We start from the raw sequence: 18,813 nt of genomic DNA, 5'->3' as shown, positions 1-18,813 counted from the left end.
GAGGGCAGGGCAGGGCAAAAGGGTTGTTACCCGAGGGAAACCCGGCCGGACTCCACCGCGTGGGCCGCGTCGTAGAAGGCCAGTTCGTCGACGACCCACTCGATGGGCTCGATGTCGCGGTCGAGCAGCCGACGCCCGCTGGCCCGGTCGCCGCCACGCGCGACGGTGACGTGTGGCGTGTACTCCTCGCCCTCGACCCGCGGGACGGTGTGGAACGCCTCACAGAGAGTGCGGTGGAGGTCGTGCAACCCCGGACTCTCGACGGCGAGGTAGACGACCGGGGCCGTCCCCGAGGTCGGCTCGGCGAACCAGTCCACGCCAGTGATGCGGACCGCGACGGCGGGCTGGTCGGCGAGGACCTCCCGGGCGCGAGCCTCGACGACGCTGGCGGGGTGGTCGTCGGTCGCGAGCCGCTTTGCGACCATCGAGTGCTCGCCGCGGGGGCGCGGGCTCGCGCTGGGCCACTCGCGAGCCAGGTCGCTCGCCAGCCGCGCGACCTCGCCCGGAACGGGGACGTTCAGGCTGAACACGTCCGGACCGACGGCGGCGACGGCGAAAAGCGACCCGATTTCGACCGATCGTACACGCTGTTCGAAAGCGATTTATTTACCCAATCGTCCCCGTTGTGTGTTCGCATACAATTCTTATGTAACGACAGCACTGGTCCATCAGACGGCGACTGTCGTTCGACGTGGTCTAGATTCACATTGATACCAGACACCCTTTACGTTGATGTCAGAAGATAACAACGGCGTTTCCAATATCGATCGTAGATCAGTTCTCCAAAAGCTGAGCGCGACGTCTGCATTGACCGTCTTCGGAACGACTGCCGGTGCGGCACAGCAAGGTCGGCAGCGAGATCATAACGGTAGCGAGATGACGCGGAAGACAATCGAGTTGGATACTAGTAATCGTTCTGGTCTCGAGTCCGCTACCATCAAATTCGTACAAGATGGGAGTGTAATCAAGTCGCGGACGAACATCCACATAAGCCAAGAGGCACCGTCAGTTGAAGCGCAATCCCAGGGCGGGGGCCACGGTACATGGTACTCTATATCACTCGATCCGAAACAGGCCGGGAGCATGACTAACACCGACAGCGAGGACGAGTCCGTGTCTCGGCTTGGAGAAGACGATTTCTCGGTGTCCGAAAAAGACGTCGAAAATTTCGATGCGAGTATGGGCCAGAGAACGACTAGTGGAGACATCAGTGCCCAAGACTTACCCGAGCCTGACTGGGGAGACAATTGGGAAGCTGCGGCCTGGGCCGAGACGAACTCTAGTGAATGTGGATCATTGGCACGGTCCAACTCTGTCCTCAATTACACTCCAGAAAGTGGTAACTACAAGTTTGATGATCATCCAATCATCACTCAGAACGTGGATGGTGCAGCCTGCGATGGTGATCAGTTCGGGGACCGATTCCCCTGTCGTGAACTTCCACCAGTAACAGACTGTGACGTTCCGGAGTCATTCAACACGCACTGGTACACCGAAGACTACAGTTACGGAAAGAGCAGCAATGAACTGAACCACTCGGCAGAGTTCTATAACACGGACTTCCCGCTTATCGCCAAAACGAATGCGGACCACGAAGCAAACGTCTGGTGGGAAGGAAACTCACTGAACATAAACGCGACGATAGACCACTACGGAACCATCAACGAGGCAATCCGATTCTTCCTGAAAAAAGACACAGGGGTCAAGTTCTTCTAAGCTAGCAGAAAGAACCTTTAGGACCCCTCTATTTCCCAGGTTCGAAGAGGGGAAACTTCCTTCCTTATTCACTACATATGACATCAAAAAACACATGTGTATTGGGAATTCATTCGATGATGATGTCCTCCGAGAGTAAGAAGGGGATTCCCTCCACCGCTGTTCCGTTTCGACGACGGTTTTGGACTCTTCTGATTCTGAAGTCCCAGTTACTGTGTCGGTCCGTTCGGAACTGGCTACTCGTCGCTGGTGTCATCGCAATGTTCGTTGCCGGCGCGATGGTATCTGTAGGCGCCGACACGTCATCGGTCGTACGGGTACCATTACTCGCACTTGAGGCAAACCACAGCGCAGTCAGTCGGTTCTGGCTTCGCATCTTTGATTTGTCCACCCTGTTCCTCCCATTTTTAGCATTTTTATGTGGCTATGGGTCGATCCATGGTGGCAGCGGACGTGGTAACCTTACGTGTCTCGGGTCGCTTCCCCTGACGAGAGGCGAAATCTACCTCGCGACAGTCGTCGCCCACTTGGCTGCCTTCGCGATCGTGCTGGCGACCGGAACGGCGATCGGCATACTGACTATGATGGCGTTCGGTGCGAGTGGTTCCCTAATTCGCCAGTTCGGTACGGGATTTCTCACGATCAGCCTAGGACTGGCACTCATCGCACCGGGGATCGGCCTCTCCGCCCTTGCCTCAACGAGGAAGCAAGGGATTCTCGGCATCATCGGTGGAGGTTTCGCCATGGTGTACGGTATTCCGTTTCTGCTTGCACGTAGGTCAGTGTTCATCATCCTCCATCCGTTCCAGTCCTATGCACAGTTACTCACCACTCAGGTTGAGGCCGCGTACTCGCCACTGATACAGTTGTATTCCCCACAACTTCTCTCTCCATTCGTCGCCGTCGCCGTCCTCGCCGGATGGGTCTGCTGTCCGATCACGCTCGGTTACCTGTGCGTCCGGAACGAGGTGATCGGTTGATGACTTCCGGAATTGTCGGTGAGTGCGACGCCACTACGGGAGCGACGAGATCACTGCGGACAATCGGTGCGATAACCCGGCTGGAAGGGCGGCGTCTCCTGACATCGAAGTCGATACTCGTCGCGCTCGCGTTCGTCGTGTTCTCGACCTGGCGGGTCGCCGGGAACGTCAACCCGATAGACGGGACGGACGGGGGACGAGCAACGTATTTTATGATTCTGAATAAACCGGAAACCCTGGATGGCTCCTACGCCGTCTACGGCTTCGTTAGTACTGCCTGGCACGTCAATTCGCTCGTCTTCCTGATCCCGGTCGTAGGACTGTTGATCGGCTACCCGACCATCGTGAATCCACGGACAGACGGACAGCTCCAGACACTGCTGGCGTTCCCCTGCCCTCGCGGCGAGATGCTCGCTGGAATGTGTTTGGGACGGGCGGGAGTGTTCGTGCTTGGCCTCGTCGTAGCATTGGGCGTCGGTTGGATCGGGATAGTGACACACTTCGAGACCGCATCTGTGTGGCGGTTCCTCATCTTCGCTACGGTCACGCTCGTGTACGGTGTCGTCTGGACGAGCATCGGCATCGCGCTGTCGGCCTCGTTCAGCACCGATCGACATGTTGCGACGGCTGTCGTCGTCTTCGTTCTGGTCACAGTCTTCAACTGGCACGGCCGCCTTCTCGACGTCGTCGGTCTCTCTCCCGGGGGGTTCGTGCTCGATCCACAACAAGCTTATCTCACGCTCGTCGCCGCGCCGTACGACGACATGGTACCGAAGCTCCACCAGATCGCAGCCGGTGATATCGACGGGTTTTCGACCGCGTTTCTCTCCACCAGCGAGGTCACGGCGAATCCACCCGTCGCCTTCACCTGGCCGGTGGCAGTTGGGGTATTGCTCATCTGGATCGTCACTCCATTACTGTATACCCACAGTCGAATTGCGAACCTCGAACTTCACTGAGGGATATGACACCCACTATGACCACAGAACGCGTACCGATCGAATTGACGAACGTGACTAGAACCTTCGGCGACGTCACCGCTCTCGACGGCCTCGACTTGCGTGTCGAATCTGAGGAGGTATACGGATTCCTCGGGCCGAACGGTGCCGGGAAGACGACGACTATCGGCCTTCTTATCAACTTTTTGAGGCCATCGGCTGGACGCGTCCGGGTTTTCGGTCTCAATCCTAGAAACGACGAGGTGGCCGTCAAGGCGCGAACCGGCATACTGCCAGAAGGATTCACACCGTATCCAGGACTGACTGGACGCGAACATCTCACCCTCGCGTGTCGGCTTCGCGACGAACACGATCCTGGGGCCTATCTCGAACGGGTCGGACTCTCCGACTCTGCTGATCAGAAAGCGGGCGAATACTCGCGTGGGATGACGAAGCGACTCGGACTTGCGATGGCGCTCGTCGGCAGTCCCAAGTTGCTAGTTCTGGACGAGCCGATAGCGGGACTCGACCCCGATGGTGCAGCGCGAGTGAAAGAGATCATCGAAGCGGAAAATGAGAACGGAACAACCGTGTTCTTCTCCTCGCATCAGCTCGCACACGTCAATGCAATTTGTGATCGGGTCGGTATCGTTACTGACGGACGCACGGTTGCAGAGGTGTCAATCGAGGAATTTCGGGCGTCCGTCGATAGTGGTCCGACGTTGACTATCGTTCCAGAGACGCCACCGACGCGTGTTCCGGAGTCGGTTCGACGACTCGACGGAGTCAATAATACGTCCATAGACGGATCGACCATCGTCGTCGACTGTACGAACACGAGTGTTCGGTCGGACATCGTCGTCGCATTGACCGAGGCGGGGATTGAAGTAACTGAGTTCGAAACGGACCGACCGTCTCTGGAAGAGGTCTTCACGGCGTATGTCGACTAAGGTGCGGGTTTGACCCTGTCAGCGTGTCATAGAATACGACTCACGGCCTCTACTTGACGATTATACAGCCCTAAATCCGCTCTTAAGTCCGTGATTTCGCCATTCGATATTTTATTCAACCTCTAAACTATGAATAGTATTTGTTAAGAACTATTGTATGACAGGCTCATAATATACAAACAAACATATAATAAATAAGGACCCAACCCAACCACGAGTCCCCGCGAACCGCCGGCAGATTTCGTTGGCCGTGACTCGAACGGGGGTCACCCAGCCGCGTTGAAAAGTCTATATATTCGGCCTAAAGCCATATACCGCGAGGCGGCCAACACCGAGTGAGATGTCGACAGCTCGCCGGAGGCGCGCCACCGTGCTGGCTCTCGTCGTCGCCCTGCTGGTCGTCCCGGTCGCGGGCGGACAGCTCGGCGGACTGGCACAGGAACAGGTCGATCCAGACACCGTCGTGCTACAGGTCGAGTTGCGGGCAGACGGCGACGCGTCGTGGGCCGTCCACTACCGGACGCGGCTGGACGACGATAACACGACGGCCGCCTTCGAGAGCCTGCAAGCGGACGTGAGCGCCGATCCGACCGCGTACACGGCCGACTTCGGCGACCGCATGAACCGGACGATCGCGACCGCCGAGAACGCGACCGGCCGAGAGATGGCGCTGCGGAACCTCACGGTGGCGACCGAGACCGAGGCGCTGCCCCAGGAGTACGGCGTGGTCACCTACCGGTTCGAGTGGACGAACTTCGCCGCCGTCGAGGGCGACCAACTCCGGGCGGGCGACGCGCTGTCGGGGCTGTATCTCGACGAGGAGAGCACGCTGCGGATCGACTGGCCCGCCGGCTACGAGCGCACGAGCGTCGATCCGTCGCCGACCCGCAGCGACGAGCAGATGGTCGCCTGGGACGGCCGCCTCGACTTCGAGAGTGACGAGCCGCGGCTCGTCGTGAGCGAATCCACCACAGCCGGCGAGACGACGACCGGCGCGGGCGACGGGGGAGGCGACGCCTGGCTGCTCGTGGTCGCGACACTGCTCGCGGCCGGCGGCGTCGTCGCGCTGCTGTGGGCCAATCGCCGGTACGGTATCGCCGGTGGAGCGGCGGCCGACGACGGATCGGAGACGCCCGACGGAGCCACTGGCGAAGCGACTGCCGAGGACGCTGGCGATGACCCGTCGCCGCCGCCGGAACTGCTGAGCAACGAGGAGCGGGTGCTCCAGTTGCTCGACGACAGCGGTGGCCGGCTGAAACAGCGGGCCATCGCCGAGCGACTCGACTGGACCGCCGCAAAGACCAGTCAGGTGATCGGCGACCTGCGTGAGGAAGACGAACTGGAGACGTTCCGAATCGGCCGAGAGAACGTCGTCACGCTCCCCGGCGTCGACCTGGCGAGTGACGTGGGTGAGGACGACGAGTCGTAGACTAGTATATAAACCCATCGACGTTTCGAGCGGGGGAGACGGTCGATACAGGATCGGGGCGCCGCAGTCGTGCGGTTTCGATCGCGCTTAATTCGGCTTGATCGTCGGCAATTCGGGGTTACGGCCGCTCCTTTATATAGGGTTGCCGGCACAAGGATGGCGTACAGATGCGAGACACCACCACCGTACTGGTCGCAGTCGTGCTGGTCGTCGGGAGCCTCGCGGCCGTCCCGATGGCCGGACTGGCTGCCCAGACGACCGAGACGAACACGACCGAGACGAACACGACCGAGACGAACACGACCGAGACGAACGCGACCGACACGAACGCGACCGACGCCAACGCGACAGCTCCCGGCGAGCAACTCGCTGGCGTCGTGGGCGTACAGGGTGCCGAGATCGACGGCGAAGTCGAGACGCGTGCGTACGGCATCCGCGTCGCCCAGTCCGAGAGCAACGACTCGAAGGCCGCCGTCGTCGGGCAGCAAGTGGCCGACGTCGAGCAGCGACTCGACGAACTCGAACAGCGCCGAGAGACGCTGGAGGCGGCCCGTGAGAACGGCTCGATGAGCGAGGGCCAGTACCGCGCCCGGATAGCGCGACTGGCCGCCGAGACTCGCACGGCCGAGCGGCTCGCGAACCAGAGCAACGAGACCGCACAGTCGCTCCCCACCGAGACCCTCGAAGCCAACGGCGTCAACGCGACCGCGATTCAGACGCTGCGCGACCGTGCCGACCAGCTGAGCGGGCCGGAAGTGGCCGCGATCGCCCGCTCGATCGCCGGTGCCAACGCGAGTGACAGCTTCGGTCCCGAGCGCGCAGGAGAGCGCGGTGGCGACGCACGCAACGCAACCGAACGCGGGGACCGCCCCGACGGCGACCGCGCGGGAGAGCGCGGCCCCCGAGGAGGAGAAAACGAGACGACCGCCGACGGAGCGGACCGCGGTAGCGAGCAGCAGACCGACGCGGGATCGGCGAACATCGGCGAGCAGTCGGCCGACGGAGAGCAAACTGCCACCGACGAGCAGTCAGAGGACGCGACCGAGAGCGACGGCGAACGGCCGGGAGACGACGAGCGCTCGGACGGCGGTCAGGGCCGATAGCCGATGGACGCGAACCGAATCGCGGCGGTCGGCGTCGTCGCCACGCTCCTGTTGGTCGGGAGCGCCGGACCCGCGGCGGCCGCCCAGCAGCCGACGTTCGTCGTCGAACTCGACGACCGCGGCGACGCGGCGGTGACGATCACGTACACCTACGACCTGAGCGACGACGCCGAGCAGGCGGCTTTCGCGGAGCTACAGCGCAACGAGACGGCGACCGCCGCGTTGGAGGACCGCGTTCACGATCGGTTCGAGCGCGTCGCGAACGCGAGCGAGAACCAGACCGGGCGACAGATGGAAATCGAATCGGCGGCGGTCGAACTCACGCGAGAAGACCGGACCGGGGTCGTCGAGGTGTCGGTCCAGTGGAACGGGCTGGCAGCGACGACCGAGGACGGACTGGTCCTCGACGAGCCGTTCGCCAGTGGCTTCGAGCCCGACCGTGCGTTCGTCGTCGTCCTCCCAGACGGCTACGAGGCGACGGCGGTCACGCCCTCGCCCGCAGAGAACGGTGACGGACGACTGGAGTGGGCCGGCGGGACGGCACTCGACGACTTCGAGGTCGTCGCGACGGCGGAACCCTCCGCCGACACCGACGCGGCGACGGACGCCGACGGCCCCGGCTTCGGCGTCGGCGGCGCGGTCGCGGCACTGGCGGCCACGAGCCTCCTCGCCTTACGACGACGCTCGGGGACGTGAAATAATCACACACCGCGTGTGACTCGGAAACTATTAGTACCGAACCCCGGATAGTGGCGAGTACATGAGTCAGACCGAGAGTGCTGGCGGACGCCGCTCTCCCAGCAACGGGTCTGGCACTCTTTTCACCGCTGGTCGCCGTCGGACCCGCTCCGACGAGCAGCCAGACCGGCGTGCGCTTCGGCGACGACGGGGCCGTTTCTAGGCCCACAATACTCACATCTCTGATTTCCGGTTCGTTCGACCATCGACCAGCGACCACCGTCTGTTGGTCGCCTCGTCGTCTCGCCGTTCGCACGCTCGTGTGATGGACGCGGGCGACGCAGACGACGACCGTCGACAGATACCACCCAGACACGAAACCCATGACACCAGAAACCGCATCCGGAACCGTCGCACTCGCCTTCTCGGGCGGGCTCGACACGACAGTCTGCGTATCGCTGCTGAAAGAGGAGTACGGCTACGACGAGGTCGTCGGCGTCACCGTCGACGTGGGCCAGCCCGACTACGAGTTCGAGGAGGCCGAAGAGACCGCCGAGGCCCTTGGCGTCGAACAGTACGTCGTCGACGCGAAAGAGGACTTCGCGGACCTCTGTCTGAAAGCCGTCAAGGCCAACGCCGACTACCAGGGGTACCCGCTCGGGACCGCGCTCGCGCGCCCGGTCATCGCCAAGGCCATCCTCGAAGTCGCCCAAGAGGAGGGCTGTTCGGCCGTCGCACACGGCTGTACGGGCAAGGGCAACGACCAGCTTCGCTTCGAGTCCGTCTGGCGCGACTCCGAACTGGACGTGATCGCACCCGTCCGCGAACTCGGGCTGACCCGCGAGTGGGAGAACGAGTACGCCCAGGAGAAGGGCCTGCCAGTCGAGGGCGGCGACGGCGGCCGCTACTCCATCGACACGAACCTCTGGAGCCGCTCGATCGAGGGCTCCGAGCTCGAAGACCCCAGCACGATCCCGGAGGACGACATCTACAAGTGGACCGAGAACCCCTCGGGCAAGGACGCCGAACTGGTCGAGATCACGTTCGAGGAGGGCGAGGCCGTCGCCGTCGACGGCGACGATCTCGGGAAGGTCGAGCTGATCGAACAGCTCAATGCCCAGGCCGGAGCCCACGGGATCGGTCGCACCGACATGATGGAAGACCGCATGCTCGGGCTGAAGGTCCGCGAGAACTACGAGCACCCCGCCGCGACGGTGCTGCTGACCGCCCACGAGGCCCTCGAAGGGCTGGTCCTCACGCAGGAAGAGCGTTCGTTCAAGGCCCAGGTCGATCAGGAGTGGTCCCAGAAGGCCTACGAGGGGCTCGTCGACGCCCCGCTCGTGAGCGCGCTCGAAGCGTTCGTCGACGACACGAACGAGCGCGTCACCGGCACCGTCACCGTCAAGCTAGAAGGGGGCCACTGCCGCCCGGTCTCGCGCGAGTCGAAGTACGCCGTCTACAGCGAGTCCGCGGCGTCGTTCGACGAGGAGGACGTGACCGGCGGCATCACCCAAGCGGACGCGACCGGCGTCGCGAAGTACCACGGCTTCCAGTCGCGCCTGGCCAACAAGATCCTCGCCGACGCGAAGAAGGGCGAAGCCGTCGCCGACGGTGGCAGTGAAGCCACAGACGGCGCGAACGGCGAGAGCGAGGAATAGACGATGAGCGACGGCGAGGACCCCACGAACGAGAGCGCTGGCGACGCCGACGCCCCCGACGAGAGCGTCGTCCGTCGGGACCGCTTCTCGGGTGGCCCCGCCCGCTCGTTCCTCTCCTCGCTCGACGACGACGAGCGCATCTTCGGGGCGGATCTGGCGGTCGACCGCGCCCACGTCGTGATGCTCGCAGAGCAGGACATCGTCGACGACGACACTGTCGGCGAGATCCTGTCGGCGCTCGCGGACGTGGAGGCGGCCGGCCACGGAGCGCTTCCCGAGGGCGAAGACGTCCACGAAGCCATCGAGTCGGCGGTCATCGACCGCGTGGGAGCCGAGGGCGGGAAGATGCACACCGCTCGCTCGCGCAACGACGAGGTGGCGGCCTGTATCCGCTATCGCCTGCGTGCGGACCTGCTCGCGCTGATCGAGACGGTCGTCGAGGCCCGCGAGCGACTGCTGGCGGTGGCGGGAGATCACACCGAGACGGTGATGCCCGGCTACACGCACCTCCAGCCGGCACAGCCGACGACGGTCGCCCACTGGATCGCCTCCTACGAGCAGGCCCTGCAACGCGACACTGCGCGCCTGCTGGACGCCTACGATCGGGTCAACCAGAACCCGCTCGGGGCGGCCGCGTTCGCCGGGACGCCCTTCGACGTCGACCGCGAGCGCACCGCGACGCTGCTGGGCTTCGACTCGGTGCTGGCAAACTCGATGGACGCCTCTGCGACGCGCGATTTCCTCGTAGAGACGACGAGCGCGGTCGCGGCGCTCGCGACGACGCTGTCGGGGCTGGCCGAGGACGTGATCGTCATGGCGAGCAAGGGCCACGTCGAGCTGGCCGACGACTACTCGTCGACCTCCTCGATCATGCCACAGAAGAAAAATCCCGACACGCTGGAGCTCGTGCGCGGTCGCACCGGCGACGCGACCGCCGGGCTGAACGGCCTGTTGACGAACCTGAAGGGCCAGCCCCGCGCGTACAACCGCGACCTCCAGCGCGCGGGTCGCCACGCCTGGGACGCCGTCGACAGCGTCACCGAGAGCGTCGCCGTCGCGACCGGCGCGGTCGCGACCGCCGACTGGCCCGCCGAGACGCTGGCAGCCGCGGCCGGCGACGGCTTCTCGACGGCGACCGGCGTCGCGGACCTGCTGGCGATGGCGGGCCTGCCCTTCCGGACCGCCCACGAGCTGGTGGCCGAGGCGGCAGGCGATGTCGAGGGCGGCGACCCACCAGACTACGAGACCATCGACGCGGTCGCCCAGGACCTACTCGGCGAGTCACTGTCGGCCTACGTCGACCGCGAGGACGTAGAGGCGGCCCTGGAGCCGGCCGAGAGCGTCGCGATGCGTGACTCCGCTGGTGGCCCTGCACCCGAAGCCGTCAGTGCCCAGTTGTCGGCGGTCGAGGAGACACTGGCGGCGGACCGGAACGCGCTCACGACACGTCGGGAACGTGTCGAATCGGCCGCCGAACGGCTGGCCGCGGAGGTCGATCGCTATGTCTGATACGACCGGCCGTCGCCGTCAGAGTGGCGTCGTCACCGCGGCGTGGCGACGTGGGTCACGGACGGGGAGCCCGGAGCGTGATCGGCGGCCGATCGACCGACGATCCCCGCGAGGGGAAATACTACCACAAAACTGATACAGATATCAGTACAGTCCCGGTTTTTCGGATCATCGCGCCTTTAGAGTCGAGTATAGCTATTAAATTAATTCTGATAGGTTCGAAGAGTTTAAGTGCAATGGGGCGCGAGTGAGAGGTACAATGGCAGAATGCGTCGAATGCGGGGCGGAAGTCTCGCTGCACGACAACCTCGAAGCTGGAGAGATCGTCGACTGTGCGACCTGTGGTGCCGAGCTCGAAGTGCTCTCGGCCGATCCCGTCGAGCTCGACTCGGCCCCCGAGCTCGAAGAAGACTGGGGCGAGTAACGACGGCGGGCGGCCGAGCGCGGTGATACAACAATGAATGTAGGAATACTCTACTCGCGGATTCGTCGGGACGAGAAGCTCCTGCTGGAGGAGCTGCGCGATCGTGACCACGAGGTCACAAAGATCGACGTCCGGAAACAGCGGTTCAACATGAGCGAGCCGCCGGCCGCCTTCGACGGCGTCGACGTCGTCGTCGATCGGTGTCTGGCGACGAGCCGGTCCGTGTACGCCACCAAGTTCGTCGAAGCCTACGACGTGCCGGTGGTCAACACGCCGGGGACCGCGGAGATCTGTTCGGACAAGGTCAAGAACAGCCTCGCCCTGGTCGACGCCGACGTGCCGACGCCGAACACGGACGTGGCCTTCACCAAGGACGCCGCGATGGAGTCTATCGAGGAGTTTGGCTACCCCTGTGTCCTCAAGCCCGTCGTGGGCTCGTGGGGTCGCCTGATGGCCAAGATCGACTCGCGCTCGGCCGCCGAGGCCATCCTCGAACACAAGGAGACGCTGGGCCACTACGAGCACAAGGTGTTCTACGTCCAGGAGTTCGTCGACAAGCCGGGACGGGACATCCGCGTGCTGGCGACCGACGGCGAGCCCGTCGCCGCGATGGTCCGCTCCTCGGACCACTGGCTCACGAACGCCGCAAAAGGCGCGGAGACCGACACCTTCGAACTCGACGACCGCGCGCTGGCACTCGTCGAGCAGGCCAGCGACGCCGTCGGCGGCGGTCTGCTCGGGATCGACCTGATGGAAGTCGGAGTAGACGACGACACTGGGGAGCCCGAGGATTACACCGTTCACGAGGTCAACCACACCGTCGAGTTCAAGGCGCTCGACGAAGTGAGCGACGTGGACGTGCCCGCACAGGTCGTCGACTGGCTCGAAGCGAAGGCCCAACAGGAGGTGAGCGCATGACCTACTCCGCGAGCGTCGTCGGCGGTTCCGGCTTTACCGGCGGCGAACTCCTTCGCCTGCTGGACGGCCACCCCGAGTTTCGAACCGTTCAGGCCACGAGCCGCTCGAAGGAGAACAAGACGGTCGGCCACGCCCACCCGAACCTCCGACACAAGGACCTGCGGTTTTCCAGCCCATCGGAGCTGGAATCCGTCGACGTGCTGTTCGCGGCGACGCCCCACGGCGTCTCGATGGAGCAGATCGACGCCTTCCAGGACGCCGCCGACACCGTCGTCGACCTCTCGGCGGACTTCCGGCTCGACTCGGCAGAACAGTACGACGAGTGGTACGACGGCCACGCGCGTCCCGAACTGCTCGCCGAGTCGGAGTATGCCCTGCCCGAACTGAACCGCGAGAACCTCGCGGGCGCGGATCTGATCGCCTCCGGTGGCTGTAACGCCACGGCGACGATCATGGGGCTGCTCCCGCTGTTCGAGGCCGATATCCTGAGCGGCGACGAGCAGATCGTCGTCGACGTGAAGGTCGGCTCCTCGGAGGGGGGCGCTGGCGGCGGCGAAGCCTCCAGTCACCCCGAGCGCTCGGGGGTCGTCCGGCCGTACGCGCCCACGGGCCACCGCCACGAGGCCGAGATCCAGCAGTTTCTCGGCGTCGACGTGTCCTTTACCGTCCACGCGGTGGAGATGACCCGCGGCGCGAGCGCGACCTGCCACGTCTTCCCCGACGGGCCGGTCTCGAAGGGCGACCTCTGGAGTGCCTACCGCGAGTCCTACGAAGACGAGCCGTTCGTCCGGATGGCCGCGGGCGGCGGGGGCGTCTACCGCTACCCGGAGCCCAAGGCCGTCGCCGGGACGAACTTCGCGGAGGTCGGCTTCGAGGTCGACCCCGCGAACGAGCGACTCGTCGTGTTCTCGGCGATCGACAACATGATGAAAGGGTCGGCCGGCCAGGCGGTCCACGCCGCCAACGTCGCGCTGGGTCTCGAAGAGACCGCCGGCCTCGAACTGACCGGGTTCCACCCCGTCGGCGCACCCTGATTTCGGAGTGGTTTTCATGACAACAGTTATCAAAGTCGGCGGCGCTCGCGCGGTCGATCCCGCGGGTGCCCTCTCGGACGTTGCAACGCTTGTAGAGGGCGAGCAGAGCGAGCCCTCTGAACAGTCGAGCGGGCACGGCCCGCGAGAAGACGTGGTGCTGGTCCACGGCGGCTCGACGGCCGTCGACGACACCCTCGAACGACTGGGCATCGAGCCCGAGTACGTCGAGACGCCGAGTGGCGTCGTCGGCCGCTTTACCGACGCGGAGACCATGGAGGTGTTCGAGATGGTCTTTGGCCACCTCAACACCCAGCTCGTCGCCGGCCTCCAGAGTCAGGGCGTCGACGCGATCGGACTGAACGGGGTCGACGGGAAGCTCCTGTACGGGCCGCGAAAGTCCGCCGTCCGCGTCGTCGAGGACGGGAAGAAGAAGATCAAGCGAGGCGACCACAGCGGGACGATCAAGGAAGTCAACACGGACCTGCTCGATTCGTTGCTGGACGGCGGCTACGTGCCCGTCGCTGCGCCGCCGATGGCCGGTAGCGAGGCGCGAAGCGCCTCGGAAGACTCGAGCGGCGACGACGAGGAGCCACGAGAGCGGATCGTCCCCGTCAACACGGACGCCGACCGCACGGCCGCGGCGATCGCCGCTGCGCTGGACGCGCGGCTCGTCTTGCTGACCGACGTGGCGGGCGTCTACGAGGACCCCAACGATCCCGAGACGCTGATCGAGACCGTCGAGACCGGCGAGGAGTGGCAGGCCCTCGAAGCGGCCGCGGAGGGGTTCATGAGCCGCAAGATCATGGCCGCCGAGGAGGCCCTGGACGGTGGCGCACCCGAGGTGGTCGTCGCCGACGCCAACGCCGACACACCGGTCACAGACGCCGTCAGTGGCGGCGGCACACACATGTTTCAGGAGGCCATCGAAGAGCTATGAGTGGATTCGTCTTCAACGAGAAACCGATACAGATCGAAGAGGGAGACGGCGTGTGGCTGTCCGACGACGCGGGCAACGAGTACCTCGACATGGGGGCCTCGTATGCCTGCGTCCCGCTTGGTCATCGCCACCCGGCGGTCGACCAGGCTGCAAAGAGCCAGATAGACAGGCTCACCTACGTGCAAGCGTCCTACCCCAACGCCGCGCGGACGCGCCTCTACGAGACGCTGGCCGACACTGCACCCGATCCGATCGACAAGGTGTGGCTCTGTAACTCCGGCACCGAGGCCAACGAGGCCGCACTGAAGTTCGCTCGGGCCGCGACGGGCGAGTCGAAGCTCGTCGCGACGATGCAGGGCTTTCACGGCCGGACGATGGGGTCGCTGGCGACGACCTGGAAGAGCAAGTACAAGAAGCCCTACGAGCCCCTTGCCGGCGACGTGGAGTTCGTCCCCTACGACGACCCCGAGGCCATGCGGGAAGCCGTCGACGAGGAGACCGCGGGCGTCATCGTCGAACCCATCCAGGGAGAGGGCGGCATCAACCCCGCCTCGACCGAGTTCCTCGAAGCGACCCGCGAGGCGACCGAAGACGCGGGCGCGGCGCTGATCTTCGACGAGGTCCAGACCGGGATGGGACGGACCGGATCGCTGTGGGCCGCCCAGGAGTCCGGCGTCGTCCCGGACATGATCACCGCGGCGAAGGGGCTGGGCAACGGCTACCCAATCGGTGCGACGCTGTGTCGCGAGTGGATCGCCGACGAGTACGGCTCACACGCCTCGACGTTCTCGGGCGGGCCGGTCATCTCGGCGGCGGCCGACGCGACCGTCTCGACGATCGTTGAGGAGGACGTGCCGAGCAACGCCGCCACGGTCGGGGACTACCTCCAGACCGAACTGGCGGCCACGCTGGGCGACGAGGTTCGCGACATCCGCGGCGAGGGCCTGATGATCGGCATCGAGGTCGGCCGCGGCGCGATGGGACACCTCAAGCAGCTGGCGATGAGCGAGGGCGTGCTGGCGCTGCCGGCCGGCCGAACGGTGGTGCGGCTGCTCCCGCCGCTGACCCTCACCGAGGCGGACGCCGACCACGTCGTCGACGCGCTGGAATCGGTGATCCTGGAATGAGCGCGAGACGCCACGCGTCTCGGAACGGCGAGCGGGCGAGACCGCCCGCGAGCGGCAGGGGAATGGGATCACTGGAGGTGAGCGCATGAGCCAGACCGTCCAGACCCCCGACGAGGAGGCCCGCGACCTGCTCGAAGCGATCGTCCGCATCCCGTCGGTCACGCCCGAAGAAGACCAGGCCGCGAAGCGACTGGTCGAGTTCTTCGAGGCCCACGGCCGCGAGGCCTGGGTCGACGAGATCGGCAACGTCCGCGCGCCGGCCGACGATGGCGTGTTGCTGACCTCCCACATCGACACGGTGCCGGGCGACATCCCGGTCCGGATCGAGGAGAACGACGACGGCGAGCTCGAGCTGTGGGGCCGTGGCTCCGTCGACGCCAAGGGACCGCTCTGTGCGATGGCGGTCGCCGCCGTCCGCACCGGCGCGAGCTTCCTCGGCGTCGTCGGCGAAGAAGTGGATTCGCGTGGCAGCCGCTACGTGATCGAGGACCGCGAGGGGACGCCCGACGCCGTCGTCAACGGCGAACCCTCCGGCTGGGAGGGGATCACGCTCGGCTATCGCGGTCTGCTGGCCGGCACGTACGTCGCCACCAGCGAGTCGGGCCACTCCTCGCGGCCGGACAACAACGCGATCCAGGACGCGCTGGACTGGTGGGCCGCCGTCGAAGGCGAGTTCGAGAAAGACGAGTGGGAGCCCGTCTTCGAACGGGTCACCTGCAAACCCGTCGACATCGACGGCGGGATCTCCGAGGACGGGCTCTCCGTCGAGACGACGATGGACGTACAGCTTCGGGTTCCTCCGGAGTACACGACCGACGAGATCCGCGAGATCGCCGACGGCCACCTCGTCAACGGCACCGTCCACTGGGACGACAAGGTCGAACCGGTGATGCAGAGCCCCCGGACCCCGGTCGCTCGGGCGTTCCGGACCGCGATCCGGTCGGCCGGCGGCGAGCCCACCCTGTTGCGCAAGACCGGGACCAGCGACATGAACGTCTTCGCACAGTCCTGGGACTGCCCGATGGTCACCTACGGCCCCGGCGACTCGGACCTGGATCACGCGCCGAACGAACACATCCAGCTAGCGGAGTACGACCGCTCCGTCACCGTCCTCGAAGACGTGACCGAACGTCTCCTGTAACAATGCCCACGCACCTGCTCGACGTCGACGACCTGACGACCGACGAACTGACGACCGTGCTCGACCGCGCGGCCGAGATCAAAGCCGACGGCGCGCCCGACCTCCTGGACGGGCACACCCTCGGGATGCTCTTCGAGAAGCCCTCGACGCGAACCCGGATCTCCTTCGAGACCGGGATGACCGACCTCGGTGGCCACGCGATCTTCCTCGGCCCCGAGGACATCCAGCTGGGCCACGGCGAGCCGATCAAAGACACCGCACGCGCCGTCTCGCGGTACGTCGACTTCCTGATGGCCCGGATGTTCGACCACGGCGACGTAGAGGAGCTGGCCGAGTACGCCAGCGTCCCCGTCGTCAACGGGCTGACCGACGACGCCCACCCCTGCCAGACGCTCGCGGACCTGCTGACGATCCGCGAGCGGTTCGGCAGCTTCGAGGACGCCGCCGTGGCGTGGGTCGGCGACGGCAACAACGTCTGTCAGTCGTTCGTCCTGGGTGCAGCGATGACGGATCTCGACCTGACGGTCGCGACCCCCGAGGGGTACGGCGTCGACGAGAGCGTGCTGGACCGCGCTGCCGACCTCGGCAGCGTGCCCGCGACGACGACCGACCCCGAGGCCGCGATGGCCGACGCCGACGTGGTCTACACCGACGTGTGGGTCAGCATGGGCCAGGAGGACGAACGCGACGAGAAGCTCCGGGCCTTCGAGGGCTTCCAGATCACGCCCGACGTGCTTGGCGACCGGACCCTGATGCACTGCCTGCCCGCCCACCGCGGCGAGGAGGTCACCGACGCCGCCATCGAGAGCGACAACGCAATCGTCTGGGACCAGGCCGAGAACCGCCTGCACGCTCAAAACGGGCTGCTGGCGTGGCTGGCCGAGCAGGACTGACGGCGACGAACGGGGCGAGTCTCGCCCCCACTCGACACGTCGATCGTCAGCGTCGGTCGGCTTCGAGCCGTCGGAGACGGCTGGAAACGACACCGTAGAGCCCGGCAACGAGCCCGAAGAACAGGATCGCGAACCAGACGGACGAGATGTCGCCGTCACTGGCCAGAAACAGGAACCCACCGAACACCTCGATCAGCAGTGCAGCGCCGACGATGTTGTCAATGCCGGCCCGAGGACCGGAGAGCCCAATAGCGTTGTGTACAGTCGATCGCAGTCCAGCGGTCTCCAGTCGAAACAGTGCCCTTTTAGATCGCCGTGAGTATGTTAGTCAATCGAGCCGAACGAGCGACCCGTCGATCGGACGGTCGACAGCCGTCCCGTCCGTCGGTCTCCACCCGAAACAGTACCCTTTCGTCACCGGCGGCGAGCAACAGCAACGTTTTCCGTCGCGCCAGGGCTACGGTCGACGATGACCTCGGCACCCACGGCGGCGGTCGAAGCGGCACTCGGCGGGTCCGTAGAGACGATCGAGCGCCTGGACGGCGGGATGGTCGGGGACGTGTTTCGCGTCGAACTCGCCGACGGACGTGTCACGGTCGCGAAGACCGGCGAGCACGACCTCTCGACGGAGGGGCGGATGCTGTCGTCCCTCGCTGCGGAGTCGGACCTGCCGGTGCCCGAGGTGTACTACAGCGACGCCGACCTGCTTTGCATCGAGTACGTCGAGGGCGAGTCGACGATCACGCCGGCAGTCGAACGCGACGCGGCGAGGCAGTTGGCCGATCTGCACCGCGTCGAGGGGCGGGCCTTCGGCTTCCCGTTCGACACGCTCACCGGGCCGGTCCCCCAGCCGAACCCGTGGACCGAGCGCTGGGTGCCCTTCTATCGCGACCAGCGAGTGCGGTCGATCTGTGACCGGGCCAGTCGGGCGGGAACGCTGTCGGACGAACTCGCGGCCCGCGTCGAGCGGGCGTGTGCCGACTTCGAGTCGCTGCTGACCGAGCCCGAGGCCCCCGCGCTGTTGCACGGCGACGCGTGGCGGACGAACCTCCTGACCGACGGCCAGCGAGTGACGGCGTTTCTCGACCCCGCCTGTTACTACGGCCACCCGGAGATCGAACTGGCCTACGTCGACTGGACGGAGACGTTCGGCGACGCCTTCTTCGATCGCTACCGGCGCGAACGCGGCGTCGAGCTGGCCGGCTTCTTCGACCGCCGCCGGTTCGTCTACCGACTGTATCCGTTGCTCGTCCACGTCCACCTGTTCGGCGGCCAGTACCGCGCGGAACTCGCAGAGACGCTGGGCCGCCTTGGCTACTGATAGTGCCGGCTGTCACTGTTTCGAGATATTTGCGACCACGAGGTCGCGACATTCTTT

18 protein-coding genes are annotated in these 18,813 nt (G+C 65.1%); 17 read left to right on the top strand and 1 reads right to left on the bottom strand.

Features of this window, described 5'->3' with window-relative positions; genetic code table 11:
• Positions 1–26: 26 nt before the first annotated feature.
• On the bottom strand, positions 27–530 hold the full coding sequence (locus tag IL252_RS07840) for a 2'-5' RNA ligase family protein (RefSeq protein WP_208627557.1): 504 nt from the start codon (positions 528–530) through the stop codon (positions 27–29).
• Between the two features lie 553 nt (positions 531–1,083).
• Between IL252_RS07840 and IL252_RS07835 the strand changes: the two genes are divergently transcribed.
• From IL252_RS07835 to IL252_RS07755, 17 genes are all read left to right on the top strand, one after another.
• Positions 1,084–1,716 carry a hypothetical protein gene (locus IL252_RS07835; RefSeq protein ID WP_208627556.1) on the top strand — a complete coding sequence of 211 codons (633 nt, stop codon included), beginning with the start codon at positions 1,084–1,086 and terminating at the stop codon, positions 1,714–1,716.
• Positions 1,717–1,838: 122 nt separating this feature from the next.
• Entirely contained in the window at positions 1,839–2,696 is an 858-nt protein-coding gene (locus tag IL252_RS07830; protein WP_194286911.1) for an ABC transporter permease subunit, read from the top strand.
• The gene (locus tag IL252_RS07825) at positions 2,696–3,655 is read left to right on the top strand and encodes an ABC transporter permease (RefSeq protein ID WP_208627555.1); all 960 of its coding nucleotides are present in this window, start codon (positions 2,696–2,698) and stop codon (positions 3,653–3,655) included. Before IL252_RS07830 ends, IL252_RS07825 begins: the two co-directional genes overlap by 1 nt.
• A gap of 17 nt (positions 3,656–3,672) precedes the next feature.
• Positions 3,673–4,584, top strand: a complete 912-nt coding sequence (locus tag IL252_RS07820; RefSeq protein WP_153554837.1) for an ABC transporter ATP-binding protein — start codon at positions 3,673–3,675, stop codon at positions 4,582–4,584.
• A 340-nt stretch (positions 4,585–4,924) separates the two neighbouring features.
• Positions 4,925–6,013, top strand: a complete 1,089-nt coding sequence (locus tag IL252_RS07815) for a hypothetical protein (RefSeq protein WP_208627554.1) — start codon at positions 4,925–4,927, stop codon at positions 6,011–6,013.
• Positions 6,014–6,180: 167 nt separating this feature from the next.
• A complete protein-coding gene (locus tag IL252_RS07810) occupies positions 6,181–7,116 on the top strand; it encodes a hypothetical protein (protein WP_208627553.1) in 936 nt (311 codons plus the stop codon).
• Between the two features lie 3 nt (positions 7,117–7,119).
• The gene (locus tag IL252_RS07805; protein ID WP_208627552.1) at positions 7,120–7,812 is read left to right on the top strand and encodes a PGF-CTERM sorting domain-containing protein; all 693 of its coding nucleotides are present in this window, start codon (positions 7,120–7,122) and stop codon (positions 7,810–7,812) included.
• 365 nt (positions 7,813–8,177) lie between these two features.
• Positions 8,178–9,452, top strand: a complete 1,275-nt coding sequence (locus IL252_RS07800; RefSeq protein ID WP_208627551.1) for an argininosuccinate synthase — start codon at positions 8,178–8,180, stop codon at positions 9,450–9,452.
• A 3-nt stretch (positions 9,453–9,455) separates the two neighbouring features.
• Positions 9,456–10,961 (top strand): argininosuccinate lyase, encoded by a 1,506-nt coding sequence (gene argH / locus IL252_RS07795; RefSeq protein ID WP_208627550.1) that lies wholly within the window; start codon positions 9,456–9,458, stop codon positions 10,959–10,961.
• Between the two features lie 259 nt (positions 10,962–11,220).
• The gene (gene lysW / locus IL252_RS07790) at positions 11,221–11,385 is read left to right on the top strand and encodes a lysine biosynthesis protein LysW (RefSeq protein WP_015761750.1); all 165 of its coding nucleotides are present in this window, start codon (positions 11,221–11,223) and stop codon (positions 11,383–11,385) included.
• 33 nt (positions 11,386–11,418) lie between these two features.
• A complete protein-coding gene (lysX, locus tag IL252_RS07785) occupies positions 11,419–12,303 on the top strand; it encodes a lysine biosynthesis protein LysX (RefSeq protein WP_208627549.1) in 885 nt (294 codons plus the stop codon).
• Entirely contained in the window at positions 12,300–13,337 is a 1,038-nt protein-coding gene (gene argC / locus IL252_RS07780) for an N-acetyl-gamma-glutamyl-phosphate reductase (protein ID WP_208627548.1), read from the top strand. The genes lysX and argC overlap by 4 nt, the downstream gene beginning before the upstream one ends.
• 16 nt (positions 13,338–13,353) lie before the next feature.
• Positions 13,354–14,274 carry an acetylglutamate/acetylaminoadipate kinase gene (locus IL252_RS07775; RefSeq protein WP_208627547.1) on the top strand — a complete coding sequence of 307 codons (921 nt, stop codon included), beginning with the start codon at positions 13,354–13,356 and terminating at the stop codon, positions 14,272–14,274.
• Positions 14,271–15,401: an aspartate aminotransferase family protein gene (locus IL252_RS07770; protein WP_208627546.1), complete on the top strand. Its 1,131-nt coding sequence runs from the start codon at positions 14,271–14,273 to the stop codon at positions 15,399–15,401. Before IL252_RS07775 ends, IL252_RS07770 begins: the two co-directional genes overlap by 4 nt.
• A gap of 85 nt (positions 15,402–15,486) precedes the next feature.
• Positions 15,487–16,542: a [LysW]-lysine hydrolase gene (locus tag IL252_RS07765; RefSeq protein ID WP_208627545.1), complete on the top strand. Its 1,056-nt coding sequence runs from the start codon at positions 15,487–15,489 to the stop codon at positions 16,540–16,542.
• Between the two features lie 2 nt (positions 16,543–16,544).
• The gene (gene argF / locus IL252_RS07760; protein WP_208627544.1) at positions 16,545–17,435 is read left to right on the top strand and encodes an ornithine carbamoyltransferase; all 891 of its coding nucleotides are present in this window, start codon (positions 16,545–16,547) and stop codon (positions 17,433–17,435) included.
• Between the two features lie 469 nt (positions 17,436–17,904).
• Positions 17,905–18,756 carry a fructosamine kinase family protein gene (locus tag IL252_RS07755; RefSeq protein ID WP_208627543.1) on the top strand — a complete coding sequence of 284 codons (852 nt, stop codon included), beginning with the start codon at positions 17,905–17,907 and terminating at the stop codon, positions 18,754–18,756.
• Positions 18,757–18,813 lie beyond the last annotated feature (57 nt).

The sequence above is a fragment of the Halomicrobium sp. IBSBa genome (assembly GCF_017612575.1).
Lineage (GTDB): Archaea > Halobacteriota > Halobacteria > Halobacteriales > Haloarculaceae > Halomicrobium.
The sequence above is the reverse complement of the archived record's forward strand: the minus strand, read 5'-3'. Positions and strand labels throughout refer to the sequence as shown.

What these genes read in the sequence shown, in the direction of transcription:
- IL252_RS07805 (WP_208627552.1), top strand. Translation starts at nt 7,120, where the DNA reads ATGGACGCGAACCGAATCGCGGCGGTCGGCGTCGTCGCCACGCTCCTG.
- argH (WP_208627550.1), top strand. Translation starts at nt 9,456, where the DNA reads ATGAGCGACGGCGAGGACCCCACGAACGAGAGCGCTGGCGACGCCGAC.
- lysW (WP_015761750.1), top strand. Translation starts at nt 11,221, where the DNA reads ATGGCAGAATGCGTCGAATGCGGGGCGGAAGTCTCGCTGCACGACAAC.
- lysX (WP_208627549.1), top strand. Translation starts at nt 11,419, where the DNA reads ATGAATGTAGGAATACTCTACTCGCGGATTCGTCGGGACGAGAAGCTC.
- IL252_RS07835 (WP_208627556.1), top strand. Translation starts at nt 1,084, where the DNA reads ATGACTAACACCGACAGCGAGGACGAGTCCGTGTCTCGGCTTGGAGAA.
- argF (WP_208627544.1), top strand. Translation starts at nt 16,545, where the DNA reads ATGCCCACGCACCTGCTCGACGTCGACGACCTGACGACCGACGAACTG.
- IL252_RS07825 (WP_208627555.1), top strand. Translation starts at nt 2,696, where the DNA reads ATGACTTCCGGAATTGTCGGTGAGTGCGACGCCACTACGGGAGCGACG.
- IL252_RS07800 (WP_208627551.1), top strand. Translation starts at nt 8,178, where the DNA reads ATGACACCAGAAACCGCATCCGGAACCGTCGCACTCGCCTTCTCGGGC.
- argC (WP_208627548.1), top strand. Translation starts at nt 12,300, where the DNA reads ATGACCTACTCCGCGAGCGTCGTCGGCGGTTCCGGCTTTACCGGCGGC.
- IL252_RS07775 (WP_208627547.1), top strand. Translation starts at nt 13,354, where the DNA reads ATGACAACAGTTATCAAAGTCGGCGGCGCTCGCGCGGTCGATCCCGCG.
- IL252_RS07815 (WP_208627554.1), top strand. Translation starts at nt 4,925, where the DNA reads ATGTCGACAGCTCGCCGGAGGCGCGCCACCGTGCTGGCTCTCGTCGTC.
- IL252_RS07830 (WP_194286911.1), top strand. Translation starts at nt 1,839, where the DNA reads ATGTCCTCCGAGAGTAAGAAGGGGATTCCCTCCACCGCTGTTCCGTTT.
- IL252_RS07770 (WP_208627546.1), top strand. Translation starts at nt 14,271, where the DNA reads ATGAGTGGATTCGTCTTCAACGAGAAACCGATACAGATCGAAGAGGGA.
- IL252_RS07820 (WP_153554837.1), top strand. Translation starts at nt 3,673, where the DNA reads ATGACCACAGAACGCGTACCGATCGAATTGACGAACGTGACTAGAACC.
- IL252_RS07765 (WP_208627545.1), top strand. Translation starts at nt 15,487, where the DNA reads ATGAGCCAGACCGTCCAGACCCCCGACGAGGAGGCCCGCGACCTGCTC.
- IL252_RS07755 (WP_208627543.1), top strand. Translation starts at nt 17,905, where the DNA reads ATGACCTCGGCACCCACGGCGGCGGTCGAAGCGGCACTCGGCGGGTCC.
- IL252_RS07810 (WP_208627553.1), top strand. Translation starts at nt 6,181, where the DNA reads ATGCGAGACACCACCACCGTACTGGTCGCAGTCGTGCTGGTCGTCGGG.